General features: G+C 59.4%; 14 protein-coding genes. 5 read left to right on the forward strand and 9 right to left on the reverse strand.

The genetic code is table 11. The features are described from left to right. Window positions 1–7: 7 nt before the first annotated feature. Both sufB and sufC read right to left on the reverse strand, forming a co-directional pair. Entirely contained in the window at window positions 8–1,429 is a 1,422-nt protein-coding gene (sufB, locus tag ACO4XG_RS07950) for a Fe-S cluster assembly protein SufB (protein ID WP_308509440.1), read from the reverse strand. A gap of 2 nt (window positions 1,430–1,431) precedes the next feature. After that, window positions 1,432–2,181 (reverse strand): Fe-S cluster assembly ATPase SufC, encoded by a 750-nt coding sequence (gene sufC, locus ACO4XG_RS07955; protein WP_308509441.1) that lies wholly within the window; start codon window positions 2,179–2,181, stop codon window positions 1,432–1,434. A gap of 276 nt (window positions 2,182–2,457) precedes the next feature. Between sufC and ACO4XG_RS07960 the strand changes: the two genes are divergently transcribed. From ACO4XG_RS07960 to ACO4XG_RS07980, 5 genes are read left to right on the forward strand one after another with little or no spacing between them, the layout of a single operon-like run. Then, window positions 2,458–3,228: a LamB/YcsF family protein gene (locus ACO4XG_RS07960; protein ID WP_308509442.1), complete on the forward strand. Its 771-nt coding sequence runs from the start codon at window positions 2,458–2,460 to the stop codon at window positions 3,226–3,228. 34 nt (window positions 3,229–3,262) lie between these two features. Continuing rightward, complete coding sequence (locus tag ACO4XG_RS07965) at window positions 3,263–4,498, forward strand: NRAMP family divalent metal transporter (RefSeq protein WP_308509443.1); 1,236 nt, start codon at window positions 3,263–3,265, stop codon at window positions 4,496–4,498. A 33-nt stretch (window positions 4,499–4,531) separates the two neighbouring features. Further along, window positions 4,532–5,275 carry a 5-oxoprolinase subunit PxpB gene (gene pxpB, locus ACO4XG_RS07970; RefSeq protein WP_308509444.1) on the forward strand — a complete coding sequence of 248 codons (744 nt, stop codon included), beginning with the start codon at window positions 4,532–4,534 and terminating at the stop codon, window positions 5,273–5,275. Beyond that, window positions 5,272–6,216 carry a 5-oxoprolinase subunit C family protein gene (locus ACO4XG_RS07975; RefSeq protein ID WP_308509445.1) on the forward strand — a complete coding sequence of 315 codons (945 nt, stop codon included), beginning with the start codon at window positions 5,272–5,274 and terminating at the stop codon, window positions 6,214–6,216. The genes pxpB and ACO4XG_RS07975 overlap by 4 nt, the downstream gene beginning before the upstream one ends. Before the next feature lie 36 nt (window positions 6,217–6,252). After that, window positions 6,253–7,071, forward strand: a complete 819-nt coding sequence (locus ACO4XG_RS07980; protein WP_308509446.1) for a D-glutamate cyclase family protein — start codon at window positions 6,253–6,255, stop codon at window positions 7,069–7,071. On the opposite strand, the gene ACO4XG_RS07985 is transcribed toward ACO4XG_RS07980, so the two are convergent. The 7 genes from ACO4XG_RS07985 to ACO4XG_RS08015 form a co-directional block, all read right to left on the reverse strand. Continuing rightward, window positions 7,072–9,516, reverse strand: a complete 2,445-nt coding sequence (locus tag ACO4XG_RS07985; protein ID WP_308509447.1) for a beta-glucosidase — start codon at window positions 9,514–9,516, stop codon at window positions 7,072–7,074. Continuing rightward, window positions 9,513–9,998 (reverse strand): GtrA family protein, encoded by a 486-nt coding sequence (locus ACO4XG_RS07990; protein ID WP_308509448.1) that lies wholly within the window; start codon window positions 9,996–9,998, stop codon window positions 9,513–9,515. Before ACO4XG_RS07990 ends, ACO4XG_RS07985 begins: the two co-directional genes overlap by 4 nt. A gap of 10 nt (window positions 9,999–10,008) precedes the next feature. Next, on the reverse strand, window positions 10,009–10,581 hold the full coding sequence (locus tag ACO4XG_RS07995; RefSeq protein ID WP_308509449.1) for a DJ-1 family glyoxalase III: 573 nt from the start codon (window positions 10,579–10,581) through the stop codon (window positions 10,009–10,011). Window positions 10,582–10,592: 11 nt separating this feature from the next. Then, entirely contained in the window at window positions 10,593–12,257 is a 1,665-nt protein-coding gene (locus ACO4XG_RS08000; protein ID WP_308509450.1) for a putative manganese-dependent inorganic diphosphatase, read from the reverse strand. Beyond that, window positions 12,244–12,687: a PaaI family thioesterase gene (locus ACO4XG_RS08005; RefSeq protein ID WP_308509451.1), complete on the reverse strand. Its 444-nt coding sequence runs from the start codon at window positions 12,685–12,687 to the stop codon at window positions 12,244–12,246. The genes ACO4XG_RS08000 and ACO4XG_RS08005 overlap by 14 nt, the downstream gene beginning before the upstream one ends. Beyond that, complete coding sequence (locus ACO4XG_RS08010) at window positions 12,684–13,265, reverse strand: hypothetical protein (RefSeq protein ID WP_308509452.1); 582 nt, start codon at window positions 13,263–13,265, stop codon at window positions 12,684–12,686. The genes ACO4XG_RS08005 and ACO4XG_RS08010 overlap by 4 nt, the downstream gene beginning before the upstream one ends. A 170-nt stretch (window positions 13,266–13,435) precedes the next feature. Further along, window positions 13,436–14,695: a hypothetical protein gene (locus tag ACO4XG_RS08015; protein ID WP_308509453.1), complete on the reverse strand. Its 1,260-nt coding sequence runs from the start codon at window positions 14,693–14,695 to the stop codon at window positions 13,436–13,438. Window positions 14,696–14,840: the final 145 nt, after the last annotated feature.

Consider the following 14,840-nt stretch of genomic DNA (forward strand, 5'->3'; position numbering starts at 1 on the left):
GCCCTCCTTATCCGATTGCACCCTTCATCTCAAGTCTGATCAGGTTGTTCATCTCGACCGCGTACTCAAGCGGCAGTTCCTTGCCGACATTGTCCGCGAAACCGCTGACGATCAGCGCCCTCGCATCCTCCTCGGAGACACCGCGGCTCATGAGATAGAAGACCGCGTCGTCCGAGATGCGGCCTATCTTTGCCTCGTGGCCCACATCCGCCTTGTTGGTCTTGACCTCGATTGCCGGAATCGTATCCGAACGGCTCTCGGCATCGAGCATCAGAGACTGGCAGGAGGTAGAGCTCTTTGCGTTCTCCGCGCTCGCCTGCACCACAACCGCCGAGCGGAAGGTCGAGATGCCGCCGCTCTTTGAAATCGATCGGGTGTTCACATAGGAACTTGTATTCTTGCCGATGTGCACGACCTTACAGCCGGTGTCGAGGTTCTGCCCCGCACCCGCAAACGTGACGCCCGAGAATTCGGAGCGCGCGCGGTCGCCCGCGAGCACGCTCATCGGGTAGAGGTAGCCGACATGAGAGCCGAAGGAACCGGAAATCCACTCGACTTTGCCGTCTTCCTCGACTCTGGCGCGCTTCGTGTTCAGGTTGTACATATTCTTCGACCAGTTCTCAATCGTCGAATAGCGAATCGTTGCGCGCTTGCCGACAAAGAGTTCCACGCAGCCCGCGTGCAGGTTTGCGACATTGTACTTCGGCGCCGAACAGCCCTCGATAAAGTGAAGATAAGCGCCCTCGTCGACAATGATCAGCGTGTGCTCAAACTGTCCCGCGCCCGGCGCGTTCAGACGGAAGTAGGACTGCAACGGAATTTCAACGCGCACGCCCGGCGGCACATAGACAAAGGAACCGCCCGACCAGACCGCACCGTGCAGCGCCGCGAACTTGTGATCCGTCGGCGGCACCAGCTTCATGAAGTGATCGCGTATCATCTGCTCGTAGGGGCCGTGCATCGCGCTCTCGAGATCGGTGTAGATGACGCCCTGCTCCGCGACCTCTTTTTTTACGTTGTGGTAGACGAGCTCCGAGTCGTACTGCGCGCCGACGCCCGCGAGACTCTCTCGCTCCGCCTGCGGAATGCCGAGCTTCTCAAAGGTATCTTTGATTTCCTCCGGCACCTCCGACCACTCGGCGCTCATCTTCGTGTTCGGGCGCACATAGGTCGCAATCTTGTCCATGTTGAGACCTTCGATCGAGGGTCCCCAGACCGGCATCTCGCTCCGCTCGAAAATCTCGAGGGACTTCAGGCGGTGCTCCAGCATCCACGCCGGGTCGTTCTTCGTCTTCGAAATCTCCCGGATAATCTCCGGTGTGAGTCCCGACTGAATGCGGTAGGCATCCTTCTCTTCGTTTCGGAAGTCATAGATCGAACGGTCTATGTCTTCCACATAGGTCCTCTCTTTTTCTCTCTCTTCCGACATACTCACTCCTTGTTCTCAAACTTGGCAAAGCCCTCACGGTTGATTTCCTCGACCAGGCTGCCGTCGCCGTCCGCGACAATCGACCCCTTCACCAGCACATGGGTCTTGTCCACCTTGAGCGAGGACAGAATACCCATGTTGTGGGTGATGATGATGAGCGCCGAATCCTTGTCCTTCTGGTACTCCTCAATGCCGCGACTCACGGTTCTGACCGCGTCCACATCGAGGCCGGAATCGGTCTCGTCGAGAATCGCAAGACTCGGCTTCAGCATGAGCAGTTGTAAAATCTCCGCCTTCTTCTTCTCACCGCCCGAGAAGCCCACATTTAAGTCGCGATCCGCATAGCTCGGGTCCATGTTCAGCACCTCAAGCGCCTTTGCGATTTCCTTCCGGAAATCCCAGAGGCGGATGCGCTTGCCGGTTCTCTGCTCGATTGCATTCCGGATAAAGTTCGCGAGGCTGATGCCCGGCACCTCGAGCGGATTCTGAAAGGACATGAAAATGCCCGCCTTCGCGCGCTCGTTGACCGGGAGGTCTAAGAGGTTCTGTCCCTGGAACTCGACCGAGCCGCCGATTACCTCATAGTGCGGATTGCCCATCAGCGTGTTGCCGAGCGTCGATTTGCCGGCGCCGTTCGGTCCCATCAGGACATGGGTCTCACCGGGCTTCACCGAAAGGTTCAGGCTCTTCAGAATATTTTTCTCTTCGACCCGCACGGATAAATCCCGCACTGTCAGTAAGTCTTTGCTCATAATTCTCCCTCCCTTGCGCCCTGCGCAAGTTCACACAAATATTGCGTTTTTAGCATTATAGCGCGGCACGGTTCCCACTGGCAAGATTAATTCCTACCAAAGCACTTGGAATTATGTATTTCTTGAAGTACAAGTACCGGCGTGTTACAATCCACTTTGAGGCGTTTTGCTTATTTTTACGCAGAAATTCTCTATCTGTTCAGTCATCTTTACCGGAAACTGTGCAGTTTCACGTTGAACTTCGCAGTTCCGCACAAACAAGAAGGAGGTAATACTATGTATCATGTGGATCTCAATTCGGATCTCGGTGAGAGCTTCGGCGCCTACACCATAGGTCTCGACAAGGAGGTTATCGCGCAGATTTCCTCGGCGAATGTGGCCTGCGGCTACCATGCCGGCGACCCTCTCGTCATGGCGGAGACCGCCCGGTTGTGTCGGGAGGCAGGGGTCGCAATCGGCGCACACCCGGGCTTCCCGGATCTCATGGGCTTCGGTCGCCGCAACATGGCCTGCTCCCCGAAGGAAGTAAAGGCCTATATGAGCTACCAGCTCGGTGCGCTCTATGCCTTCGCAAAGGCTGCGGGACTTACGCTCCAGCATGTCAAGCCGCACGGCGCACTCTACAACATGGCGGCAAAGGACGCGGCGCTCGCGCGCGCCATTGCAGAGGCAGTCGCGGAATTCGATGACAAGCTGATTCTTCTCGGCCTCGCGAACAGCTTCCTGCTCACAGAGGCAGAGGCTGTCGGTCTCCGCACGGCCTCCGAGGTCTTTGCGGACCGCGCCTACCAGGCAGACGGCTCCCTGGTGCCGCGCTCCAAGGAGGGCGCCGTGATTCATGACAAGCAGCTTGCGATTGCCCGCACCGTACGTATGGTAAAGGAAGGCAAGGTCACGGCGATCACCGGCGAGGAAGTCCCGCTCCGCGCGGATTCGATTTGCGTGCACGGCGACAACCCGTCTGCGGTCGAATTTGTCCGCGAAATCCGGAAGACCCTCACCGAAGAAGGTGTGCAGGTCGAAGCGCTCGGCAACTTTATCAAGTAAGTCTTCAAGATTAGATTATAAGAGGGGTAGCAATATGAAAAGCAACCAGAACAGCCACAGTCTCTCCGTGAAACTCGGCGCAGCTTTCCTGATGGCAACTTCCGCCATCGGCCCGGGCTTCTTAACCCAGACTTCCCAGTTCACGGCAAAGTATCTCGCTTCGTTTGCCTTTGTCATTCTCTGCGTCATCATCATGGATGCGGTCGCGCAGACCAATATCTGGTCCGTAATCGGCGTCTCGGGCAAGCGCGGGCAGGAAATCGCAAACACCGTGCTCCCGGGTCTCGGCGTGTTTTTGACCTTCCTCGTGGTCCTCGGCGGTCTCGCCTTTAACATCGGCAATGTCGGCGGTGTCGCGCTCGGCTTTGACGCGATGTTCGGTCTCCACGAAAAAATCGGCGCTATCCTCGGCGGCTCACTCGCAATCTGCATCTTCCTCTCGAAGAGCGGCAAGGCAGCCGTCGATAAGGTCGCGCAGATTCTCGGCGGCATCATCATCCTCGTGATGCTCTTTGTCGCAATTTCCTCGAAGCCCCCGGTCGGTGAAGCGGTGGTTCGCATGTTCACACCGGAGCGCCCGGGCTCCATGGTAGGACCTATGCTGACCCTGCTCGGCGGTTCCTGCGGCGGCTACATCACCTTCTCCGGCGCACACCGCCTGCTCGACGCAGGCTACGGCGGCAACAAGGGCGAGGTCCGGCATTTCCGCCAGTCGGTTCTGACCGGTATCTCGGTCTCCGGCACCGTGCGCATTCTGCTCTTCCTCTGCGTGCTCGGCGTCTGCACCCAGGGCACCGCTCTGGTCACCGCCAATGTGGATGCAATCACCTCCGCGAAGAACCCGGCAGCCGAAGCGTTCCGCCTCGCAGCCGGCAATCTGGGCTACCGCCTCTTCGGTCTCGCGCTCTTCTCCGCGGGTGTTACCTCGGTCATCGGCGCAGCCTACACCTCGGTCTCGTTCTTAAAGACCCTGCACCCCTATGTGCGCGAGCATGAGAGTCAGTTCATCGTCGGCTTCATCGCATTCTCGACCCTTATCATGGCAGTGCTCGGCGGCGCGAAGAAGATGGTTATCTTCGCGGGCGCGGTGAACGGCCTGATTCTTCCGATTTCGCTCTGCTGCATGCTGCTCGCCTGCCGGAACCCGAAGGTAGTCGGCAAGGACTATCATCACCCGATGGTTCTCTATATCATCGGCTGGGTTGTCGTCGTCTTCTCGGCTTATCTCGCGATCACGGCACTCCCGAACCTCGGAAAGCTCTTCTCGTAATCACTCCCGCAAGTTTGCGCAGAAAGGATTGTCATGGATACTTCATTTCCGCGCTTTCTGGTAAACGGAGACAGCGCCGTGAGCGCTGTCTTCGGCGACCGGATCTCGGAAGAGATCAACCAGAAAATACGCGCATTTCAGCTTCTGCTCACCGCGCGGCATATCCCGGGACTCATTGAGACCGTCCCGACTTACTGCACGCTGATGATTCACTATGATCCCTGCCTGCTCTCCTATGAGGAGCTCCTTCAAAAACTCCGCGCGCTCGCGAGCGAAATCGATCTCACGGCGCTGCCGCCGAGCGAAGTTCTTGAAATTCCCGTCCTCTACGGCGGGGAGATGGGGCCCGACCTCGCACATGTCGCAGAGCACGCCGGTCTTTCCGAAGCGGAAGTCATCAAACTGCACAGCGAGCCGGAATATCTGATCTACATGCTCGGCTTCACCCCGGGCTTCACCTATCTCGGCGGCCTGAATCCGAAGCTCGAGACACCGCGCTTAGAGACGCCGCGCGTCCTGATTCCGGCGGGTTCGGTCGGCATCGCCGGCAAACAGACCGGCATCTATCCGATTGCCTCGCCCGGCGGCTGGCAGTTGATCGGAAGAACTCCCGTTCGTATGTATGACCCCGATCGCGAGGTCCCGATTCTGCCGCGCGCCGGCCAGTATATTCACTTCTCCCCGATTACCGCGGAGGAATACCGGAAGATTGAAGCGGAAATTGAGGCGGGAACTTATCGGCTGAACATCCGGAAGCGAGAGGAGGTTAAGGCATGAGCATTCAGGTGATTACCCCCGGCGCACTGACCACGGTCCAGGATCTCGGCCGCAGCGGCTACCAGGCCTTCGGTGTCCCGGTGTCCGGCGTTATGGATCCGCGCGCCATGCGCCTCGCGAATATTCTCTGCGACAACCCCGAGGAGGAGGCTGTGCTCGAGTGCACGCTCCTCGGCCCCGCGCTCAAGTTTACCGCAGACAATGTCATTGCGCTGACCGGCGGCGACCTCGGTGCGACCTTAGACGGACAGCCCCTCGCGCCTTACGGCGCGTACGCGGTGAAGAGCGGACAGACGCTCCGCTTCACGGCGCCGAAGAGCGGCTGCCGCGCTTATCTCGCCTTCCACGGCGGCCTCGACATTCCGCCCGTCATGGGCAGCCGCTCGACCTATTTGAAAGCAAAGCTCGGCGGCTTCTCCGGACGCAAGCTCGAGAAGGGCGATGAGCTCGGCTTCCGCGCGCCCGCAGCGACGATTCCGAATCTCGATGTGCGCCGCTTCACCCCGGAATTTGTGCCGCGGGAGGTTTACACCCTGCGTGTGGTCCTCGGACCTCAGGACGACGCGTTCAGCGAGGAAGGTCTGCAGACTTTCCTGAATGAGACCTATACGGTGACGCCGGAATTTGACCGCATGGGCTGCCGCCTAAGCGGCGCGGCGATTGCGCACAAAAACGGCGCCGACATCATCTCCGACGGCATTGCCTTCGGCGCGATTCAGGTTCCCGCATCGGGAACGCCGATTATCATGCTCGCGGACCGGCAGACCACCGGCGGTTACACAAAGATTGCCAATGTGATCAGCGCGGACTTCCGCCTGCTCTCGCAGCTGAAAGCGAACGATAAGGTTCGCTTTGCCAAGGTCTCCGTTGCCGCCGCGCAGGATGCAAAGCGCGCCGAGCGGGATGCGCTCCGCGTCTTTGCCTATGCCTTCGGGCGCTGAGATTCTATTCTAAAAATCAGAAAAGGAAACCATTTCATGCATACAGAAGACGATACGAAGCTGACACCGCGGGAGGTTCGTGCGCTCGCCCGAGATAACAAGCTGACCGCCGCGACTTCCGCGCTCTGCCCGGACTATGTGAAGGCAAGCCTCCTGATTCTCCCGGCTGCTTACGCGGACGATTTTCTCCGCTTTGCCTCCTGGAATCCGGAGGCTTGCCCCGTGCTCGAGGTGATACGGGAGAAACCGCTCTCCTCTTTCCTCGCCCCCGGCGCGAATCTCTGCACGGACTTTCCGCGCTATCGTGTCTTTTTAAACGGCGAGGTCTCGAAGGAAGTGCGCGAAGTGAAAGCACTCTGGAACATAGGCTCCGTCGGCTTCCTGCTCGGCTGCTCGGCCTCCTTCGACGGGGCACTGCTCGCGGCCGGTCTTCCTGTGCGCCATGTGGAAGAACATCGCGCGATGCCGATTTATCAGACCAAGCTCCGCACCTGCCCGGCCGGTCCCTTCCGCGGCCCCGTGCTGGTCTCGATGCGCCCCCTGCCGCAGGCTGCGGTCAAGAAGGCCTATCAGCTGACCGAGCCCATGGAATTGGTGCACGGCGCACCGATTCAGATCGGCGCCCCCGAAGAAATCGGTATTGCCGATTTAAATAAACCCGATTTCGGCGAGGCAGGCAGCATCCGCGACGGCGAAACGCCGGTCTTCTGGTCCTCCTCGGCGACGGTACAGGCAGCCCTCCGCTTTGCGAAGCTGCCGCTCGCAATCACCGATGTACCGGGCTACCCGCTGATTTCCGACATTCGGAACGACGCGCTCCCGGAACTCTTTCAAAAAGAAAAAGCGCGCGTTTAATCAACGCAGCGCTTTCTCATTCCGCCGGTTCTCCCGGCGGTTTTTTATGCTCTCTATGACAAATTTCCGGAAGCCGCCGAAGAGATGCCCGTTCAGCATCATGAGCAGTCCCTCGGTCATGCCGGGCGATATTTTCCCGCTGCCGAACTTCGAAAAGGCGCGGAAGGGCATGTGATAGGTAAAGATCAGATTCAGGTCCGGCTCTCTTCGCGCCGCACTCCTGTTCAGCGCACGCCGAAGCTGCCGGTAGAGCATCCGCGCGAGAAGCCCGCGGGAGCGCCGGAGCTCATGAACCGCATCGCCGCGGAAGAGCTCTTCGGCAATCGGGTGTCGCTCGAGTTTCCGCCCGAGCAGTCGCTCAAACTCCGCCCTTCCGACCTGTTGCGCCGCCCCGCTGAAATAGTGGGGCAGGCGCTTTTTTTCCTCGGCGCGGCAAAGCTTCTCTCCGGCTCGCACGAGTTCCCCGTTCAAGCGAATATCGGCCGCGGAGGCGCCGATCAGAATCCGGTAGCGCCCGCTCTCTTCGAGAAAGCGGTTAGACACACTGTCAAAGACCCGGAAACTCTTATCGTCAAAGGGAATGAATACTTCCCTCTCCTCCCCCGCCTGCAAAAAGACCTTGGCAAAGCCCTTCAGTTCTTTTTCCGGCCGGAAGGTCTGGCTCTCTTCGGCACCGATATAGAGCTCCGCAATCTCCGCGCCCGCCCGACTGCCGGTATTCCGAAGCCGGAAGCGGACCCCCGCTTCGCCGAGTCGCAAATCCTCGTAGACAAAACGCGTATACGAGAGACCGAAGCCGAACGGGTAGCGGAGCGGCACTTTCGCCTTGTCGTAATAGCGATAGCCGACATAAATGCTCTCGCGGTACTCCGCACAGTTACCGCGCAGTTTCCGATAGGGATAGGCCGGTGTGTCCGAAAGCGCCAGCGGATAGCTTTCGGCGAGTTTGCCGGAGGGGTTCGCATCGCCGTAGAGGAGTTCCGCCATCGCGCCGGCGCCCGCCTCGCCACCGAGGTAGCCGTGCAGGATGGCTCTCCCTGTGGCGGCCGGTGCGAGATCCACGACCGAACCCGCGCTCAGCACAAGGACAAGATTCGGATTCACGGCCGAAAGCGCACGGAGGGCCCTCTGCTGCACCGCCGGGAGCGCCAGGGTCTTCCGGTCCAGACCCTCGGTCTCCGCCATCTCATCGAGCCCGCCGCAGAAAATCACACAATCCGCGCGGCGCGCGAGCCGCAAGGCCTTACGGAGCCGTCTCGCCTCCTGTCGCTTGGTGTCGTTTCCGTGCCGCGCATAGCCGCTCGCGCAGCCGATCAGTTTACGCCCGAGGCGCTGTGAGAGCTGTCCTTCGAGTGTCTCGACCCGCCGGCTGTTCACGAGCGAAGACCCGGCTCCCTGGTAGCGCGGCACGCGCGCAAAGTCTCCGATTAAAGCGACCGTCTCCTCACCGGTGAGCGGCAGAATGCCGTCGTTCTTTAAGAGCACCGCGCTCTCCCGCGCGGCGCGGCGCGCGAGTGCGTGCTGCCGAAGCGGATCCACAGGCACAGCCTTTTTTGCCTGTCCCGCAGCTCGCCGCAGGGTGCGGAAATAGTCGGCGAGACAGGCGTCGATTTCTGCCTCGGAGAGCTCCCCGCGCTCTACCGCATGCATCACTTCCCGCGCCGCATGGAGCCCCGGGTCGGGCATCTCGATTGTGGTGCGGCACCGGATCCCGCGGATATGGTCGTCCGAGCCGCCCCAGTCCGTCACGACCATGCCGTCGTAGCCCCACTCTTTCCGGAGAATCTCGAGCATCAGCTGCGGATTTTCATTCGACTGGAACCCGTTCACCTGATTGTAACTCGTCATCAGCGCACCGGGCTTTCCCTCTTTGATTGCAATTTCAAAGCCGGTCAGATAAATCTCCCGGAGCGCTCTTTCGTCGACCTCGGCGTTCAGTATCATGCGCCGGAATTCTTGTGAGTTCACGGCATAGTGCTTCACGCAGGCGAGCGCGCCGCCGCGCTGGATACCGCGCACATAAGCCGCCGCGAGCTTCCCGGAGAGATAGGGGTCCTCCGAAAAGTACTCGAAATTGCGACCGCAGAGCGGGCTCCGTTTGATGTTGAGCCCCGGACCGAGCAGCACATCCACGCCCTGCGAGCGCGCCTCGCTTCCGAGCGCCTCGCCTACCTCCTCCGCAAGCGCTGTGTCCCAGCTGTTGGCGACTGTCGCCGCCGTCGGAAAACAGGTTGCGGGCAGCGAGGCGTTCAGTCCGAGGTGGTCGCCGACGCCCTCCTGTTTCCGGAGCCCGTGCGGCCCGTCGGAAAAGAAAAGAGCCGGCAATCCCCGTCTGGGGAGTGCCCGGCTCTTCCACGCGCCGCCGCCGGATAACAGCGCTGCCTTTTCGAGCAGACCGAGCCGCCCGATACAACCTTCCGGAATCTCTGTCTTTTTTTCTTTCATCTGTCTACTGTCTCCTGACTGCGCCGCGGCATAATCCAGAACTTCATCGCCGGAAAACTGATTGCGACCTGCATGACAATGTTCAGCACTGCCGAGGCCATGATGCCGAATCGCGGCAACGTGTAGGCCGGCAGTGCCGCCGAGAGCAGCACCAACAGGACTGCGAGCAGCGCAAAGCGAAGTGCCGCCTGTCCCGCCGCTGCCGACGAATGAAATACCAGCTTTCGCTGCACGAAAAAATTGACAGTCTGCGCGAGCGCGGTCGCAAGCAAAAAACTCAAAAAGCCCGCAAGTCCCAGATCCTCTGCGACATTCCGATAGCGGAAAACCAGAAAGGAAAACGGTACGGTCCGCAACTTGCGAAACAAAACATGTGTGCCGAGATAGGTCATCAGAAAATTCACCAGCGTCGAGCAGTTCGAGAGTAGGTTAAAGAGTAAGAACTCCCGGAGTGCCGGATAGCGCCGAAAAAACCGCTGCATTGCGCGTCACTCAGTCGTAAAGAGTGTCCGGGTGCTGGATACCGCGCTTGATTTTTTCCGCTGTCTCGCTGCCGCAGAGTTTTGCGACCAGCGCGAGCCCAAAGTCCATCGCCGTGCCGAGTCCGCGCCCTGTCGTGAGGCCCTCGCTCTGCTCCACCGCGGCGCCTGTCCACTCCGCGCCGTTGATGCCGTCAATGCCCTTTTCCCAGCCCGGATAGCAGGTAAAGCGCTTGTTCGCAAAAAGCCCCATCTTTCCGAGTATGCTCGGCGCCGCACAGATGGCCGCGAGTTCCTTCCCCTGTTCCGCCTGCGCCTTCAAGGTCTGGGCAACCAGGGCGTGGCGCACCAGATTGCTGACCCCCGGCATACCGCCCGGCAGGAAGATCATATCTTCCGCCGAGAAGTCCATCTCCTCAATCAGGCGGTCCGTCACAATCGCAATGCCGTGAGAACCTGTCACGACCCGCTCTCCGCTCACAGAGACCAGCGTCACCTGCACCTCGGCGCGCCGCAGCAAATCAACGACCATCAGGCATTCCACTTCTTCCAAGCCCTGTGCGAGCAGGGCACTCACCCGTTTCATACGCTCTCCTCTCATGCCTCCGCCTGCATTGCCATGCGGAGCGGCGGTATCATCTGTTTCTTCCGGCTCACGACACCCGGCAGATAGAAGTAACCCTCTTGTTCCGGCTTGCGGCGGAAGGCGCGCTGCGCATACTCCTCCGCCATGTTGCCGTACCAGAAGAGTTCGGTGCTCTCCGACGGCGTGTCGGTCGCCATGTAGTAGACCGTATCGACACCCGCGCGGTTTGCCGCGCTCTCGAGGAAGGGTCTCACGAGCTCCTCAGCCATCTTCCGGTTTTTCTCGGTCATAAAGGTGCTCTGGCTCACGCCGAAACGGATGTCGCCGAAGGTGAAGACCTTGAAGTCCGCGAAGAAAATATCCTCGGCGCTCCGACCGGTCAGATCTTCTCCGGCCTCAAACATCTGGTTCGCGTAGCTCTCGATATCGACTTCGGCGATGGTTGCGAGCGCCTCTGCGGCCGCGCGGTCCCGCGCCGTGCAGGTTGGCGAGCGGAACATCAGAGTGTCCGAGAGAATTGCCGAGAGCATGAGTCCCGCGATTTCCTTCGGCGGTGTCAGGTTCTTCTCCTGCATGATCGTATAGATAATGGTATTCGTACAGCCGACCGGCTCGTTCCGGAAGTAGGCCGGGCTGCCGGTCTCCAGATTGCCGATTCTGTGGTGATCGATGATCTCGAGAATGTCCGCCTGCTCCATGCCGTCCACGGTCTGCGTGAACTCGTTGTGGTCCACCAGAATGACCCGCTTCGGGTGCAGATTTAAGAGGTTTCTGCGGCTCACGACACCGACATACTTGCCGTCGGAGTCGAGAATCGGGAAGTAACGGTGACGCACGGAAGCCATAATCTTCTTCGCGTCCTCGACATAGGTGTTGAGGCCGAACTGCAGAATATTGTTGCTCTGCATGATGTGGCGCACCGGAATTGCCGTGCTGATGAGACGCGCCGCCGTGTAGGTGTCGAACGGGCTTGTTAGCACCGTGCAGTTCTTCTCCTTCGCGCGGCTTAAAATGGTCTTGCCCGCGAGCGCGCCGCAACAGACCACAATGCAGGACGCACCGCACTCGATTGCGCAAATCTGTGCCTCATAGCGGTTCGAGACCAGTACAATATCGTTCTCGCCGACGAACTCCTCGATGACCTCGGGGCTCGTGCCGATATAGATATGTCCCTCTTCGATGCAGGCCTCCGGGTCGCCGGAAATCAGCTCTGCCTCCAGGGTCGCAATCAGGTTCTTATACGGCGTCTTCGCTGTCGCGAGAATGCCGTTGTCGAGGAGATTCATGTTGATATTCATGATGTCGGTGACCGAGACCAGTCCCTGGAGCTCCTGCTCCGGCGTCGTGATGCAGAGGGTCTCAATGTCCTCCTCGCGCATCTTCTTCCAGACCTCTCGGAGACTCATCTCTCCGTCAATGCCGGGCTGAATGCGGAAGTCGATGTCCTTCATCTGCGGGCTCACGCTCATGATGAGACGCGGCGCCTTCATCTTCCAGTAGTCGAGTACGAACTGCGACTCGCGGTTCACACTGCCCGCTCGCCGCGCCTCGTACTCTCCCTTCGGATCGATCTGCTTTTTCAGCCAGCAATAGCTGAGTGCCGCACAAATCGAATCCGTGTCCGGATTCTTGTGTCCCACAATATTGATTTTCTTTCTCCGGTTATGAGTCGGCACGCGTATTCTCCTCTCTCTTTACAGCGACGCGGCCATCCACGCAGTAAAACGTGAAGGTCGCGAGAAATAACTTTTTCCCCTCGGAATCGGTCACCTCGGCCGCAATCACGGCAGTCTTGCTGCCGCGGCGCAGCACATAGCTGTGCCCGTAAATGCGCTTCTCCTCGGTCGACGCAAGATAGTGCAAATCCGCGGTCTGCGTCACATAGGCGTGACCGCTGCCGCGCGCCGTCATCCCGGCAATCACATCGGCGAGTGCGTAAAATGCGCCGCCGTGTACCATGCCGTAGGCATTGGTTACATCGTCCTCAACGTCCAGATAGCCCTCGGCGCTCTCTTCTTCCAAATCCGTGAGCACCACATGATTGTGCAGCGCAAAACGGTTGTTGACAATTAAATCCCGATTCTCTTCTAATTTCTGTTTGCTCATTGAATCCTTGTAATAACCTCCATGACCTTTGTTTCTTCCATTCCCTGTGCGAGGCTCAGCGAATAGCTATAGTCGCCGCGCTGCCAGGTTGCGAGATACACTCTGCCGTCCTGGCCGCGGAGACGCACCTCTCCCTCGCTATCGCTGACCCTGCGGTCCTCCGGATAGACCGTGTTGTCTCCGCTGATATCTTCCATGCTCTTTGCCTTACGGAGCAGTGCCTGCGTCTCGGTCTGATCCGCGAGGCTGCCGTAAAAGACCTGGACAATACCGCCGTCCTGTATTGCCTGGATATGGCTCAGGTGAAAGTCCCCGATCTCCTCCGGTGCCTTCAGCTCCACGCCGGTCTCTTTCAGCGCTTCCTTCAGGTCCCGGACATCGATCCAGGGATTTGCGGCCTGCACGCTCTCTTCTGTCGAAACGGCTGTGCTCGCCGCTGCCTGCGTGATTTCCGCACTCGCTGTCGTCTGACTTTCCGCCGGGCTCTCCGCTTGTTTCCCGCCGCAGGCGGTGAGTGCGCCGACTGCCAGCGCAATCCCCAGTGCGGTCACAGATACCCTTCTCCGGTCTCTTCTCATCTCTGCTCTCCTTTCCGATGCGGATAAGCATTTCTCCGCTTTTATCTTAGCACAGGCACGCAAATTCATGCCATACCTTCCGAAGGCAGAACTTGCACGAAAAAACGCCGCGGGACCTCTGTGCCCCGCGGCGTTTTCATCAAACCCGACTGTACTTTTGAAAAGATGACTCAGATCTCTTCTTTTCTCCGGAAGAAAAGAAGGACACCGAGACCGGCTGCGCAGAAAACTGCCGCCGCACTTGCCGGCTGACCTGTCTTCGGCATTCTGCCCTTTCTGCCGCTGACACGCGCCTGTCCCGCAAGTCTGTTCCCCGCGTTGCGGAGCGCCGTCCCTGTGCTTGGCGCCGTCAGTCTGCCGGTACCGTCGACCGTCGCATTGGCCGACGGCGTAAAGTTGCTGTCACCGCTGCCCGGCACTGTCGCGCTCGTGTTCGTCGCGCTGCCCCGGTATGCTGCGCTCCTCCCCGACATTCTGCCGCTGCCGGTGTAGCTTCCGCCGCCGCTGCTGCTGCTCGAGAAATAGTAGCTGTTTACGAGGTCAAAGTTCATATCCTGCCCCACCGCGCGGATTCGGCTTGCCGCCGGGAAACGCAACACATAGTTTCCGCCGCCCAGAACCTCGGACAGTCTGTAGGAATGCACCGACTGCACCTCGCCCTCTCGCTCTGCCTCCGAGGCGCTCGCAAGCTGTGCGTTGGAGCGCGAAGCGCGCACCGCATTGGCATCCGTCGCTCTCTCGAGCTGGTGCAGACCCTCGACAAAGTACCACTGTCCGTCCGCATTGGGCCGAACAGTCGCAATTCTCGACTTGCCCGGAATCACATTCTGCTCCGCGTCCAGCGCATCGAAGCGGACCTTGATCTCCGCCGGACGAGCCGAGACATTATTGCTGTCATCCCAGGTCTTTCGAATCACGACCGGGGTCTCGCCCGTTCTGTGGTCAACGCTGACCGTCTCGGTCTCCGCATGCGCGGAAACCGAACCCTGGTTGCTGAAGTAGTAGGGTTCTCTCGCGTAGACACTCGAAAGATTTGCGGTATCCTCCTTCACAAAATAGCTCGTGCCGTCCGCAAGGCCGTCGATTTTCGCCGCGTCGTTGCCGTAGAGGTTCACGGTCGCATAGCTCGCGTACGCGCTATCCACGCCGTACTGCGCGCGAACCGCATCCGAGAGCGTCGCAAAGCGAATCTCCTGCTTTTCGCCGTTTCTCTCCAGCGAATAGGTGCCCGGCGCACTCGTGAGAAATACCTGCACGCTTGCATCTCCCTGTACCGCAACACCGCTTCCCGCCGTGAAGTGACGAAGCGACAGCTTTGCATTGCCGGCCGCAAACGCACTGAGCGGCAGGCTGAGTGCCGCGAGCGATGCTGTCATCGCGCAGGCAGCAAGACTGCGCGCAAACTTTCCGAACATTCCCTTCTTCTTCATAAGTGAGACTCCCCTCTTTCCGGCCTGCGCCCTAACTCTGGCACAGGCAAAAGCAAAATTCATTTGACAGCGCTATCATAAAAAAACGGGCACCTCGGGTCAATAGAAGTTATTAAATCGACTTTATTTCGTAAGAACTCCGCAA

The sequence above is a fragment of the Stomatobaculum sp. genome, from assembly GCF_057248925.1.

Coding starts and splice junctions, on each gene's coding strand:
- sufB (WP_308509440.1), bottom strand. CDS start 1,429: ATGTCGGAAGAGAGAGAAAAAGAGAGGACCTATGTGGAAGACATAGAC.
- ACO4XG_RS07975 (WP_308509445.1), top strand. CDS start 5,272: ATGAGCATTCAGGTGATTACCCCCGGCGCACTGACCACGGTCCAGGAT.
- ACO4XG_RS07985 (WP_308509447.1), bottom strand. CDS start 9,516: ATGAAAGAAAAAAAGACAGAGATTCCGGAAGGTTGTATCGGGCGGCTC.
- ACO4XG_RS08010 (WP_308509452.1), bottom strand. CDS start 13,265: ATGAGAAGAGACCGGAGAAGGGTATCTGTGACCGCACTGGGGATTGCG.
- ACO4XG_RS07965 (WP_308509443.1), top strand. CDS start 3,263: ATGAAAAGCAACCAGAACAGCCACAGTCTCTCCGTGAAACTCGGCGCA.
- sufC (WP_308509441.1), bottom strand. CDS start 2,181: ATGAGCAAAGACTTACTGACAGTGCGGGATTTATCCGTGCGGGTCGAA.
- ACO4XG_RS07980 (WP_308509446.1), top strand. CDS start 6,253: ATGCATACAGAAGACGATACGAAGCTGACACCGCGGGAGGTTCGTGCG.
- ACO4XG_RS08005 (WP_308509451.1), bottom strand. CDS start 12,687: ATGAGCAAACAGAAATTAGAAGAGAATCGGGATTTAATTGTCAACAAC.
- pxpB (WP_308509444.1), top strand. CDS start 4,532: ATGGATACTTCATTTCCGCGCTTTCTGGTAAACGGAGACAGCGCCGTG.
- ACO4XG_RS08015 (WP_308509453.1), bottom strand. CDS start 14,695: ATGAAGAAGAAGGGAATGTTCGGAAAGTTTGCGCGCAGTCTTGCTGCC.
- ACO4XG_RS07995 (WP_308509449.1), bottom strand. CDS start 10,581: ATGAAACGGGTGAGTGCCCTGCTCGCACAGGGCTTGGAAGAAGTGGAA.
- ACO4XG_RS07990 (WP_308509448.1), bottom strand. CDS start 9,998: ATGCAGCGGTTTTTTCGGCGCTATCCGGCACTCCGGGAGTTCTTACTC.
- ACO4XG_RS07960 (WP_308509442.1), top strand. CDS start 2,458: ATGTATCATGTGGATCTCAATTCGGATCTCGGTGAGAGCTTCGGCGCC.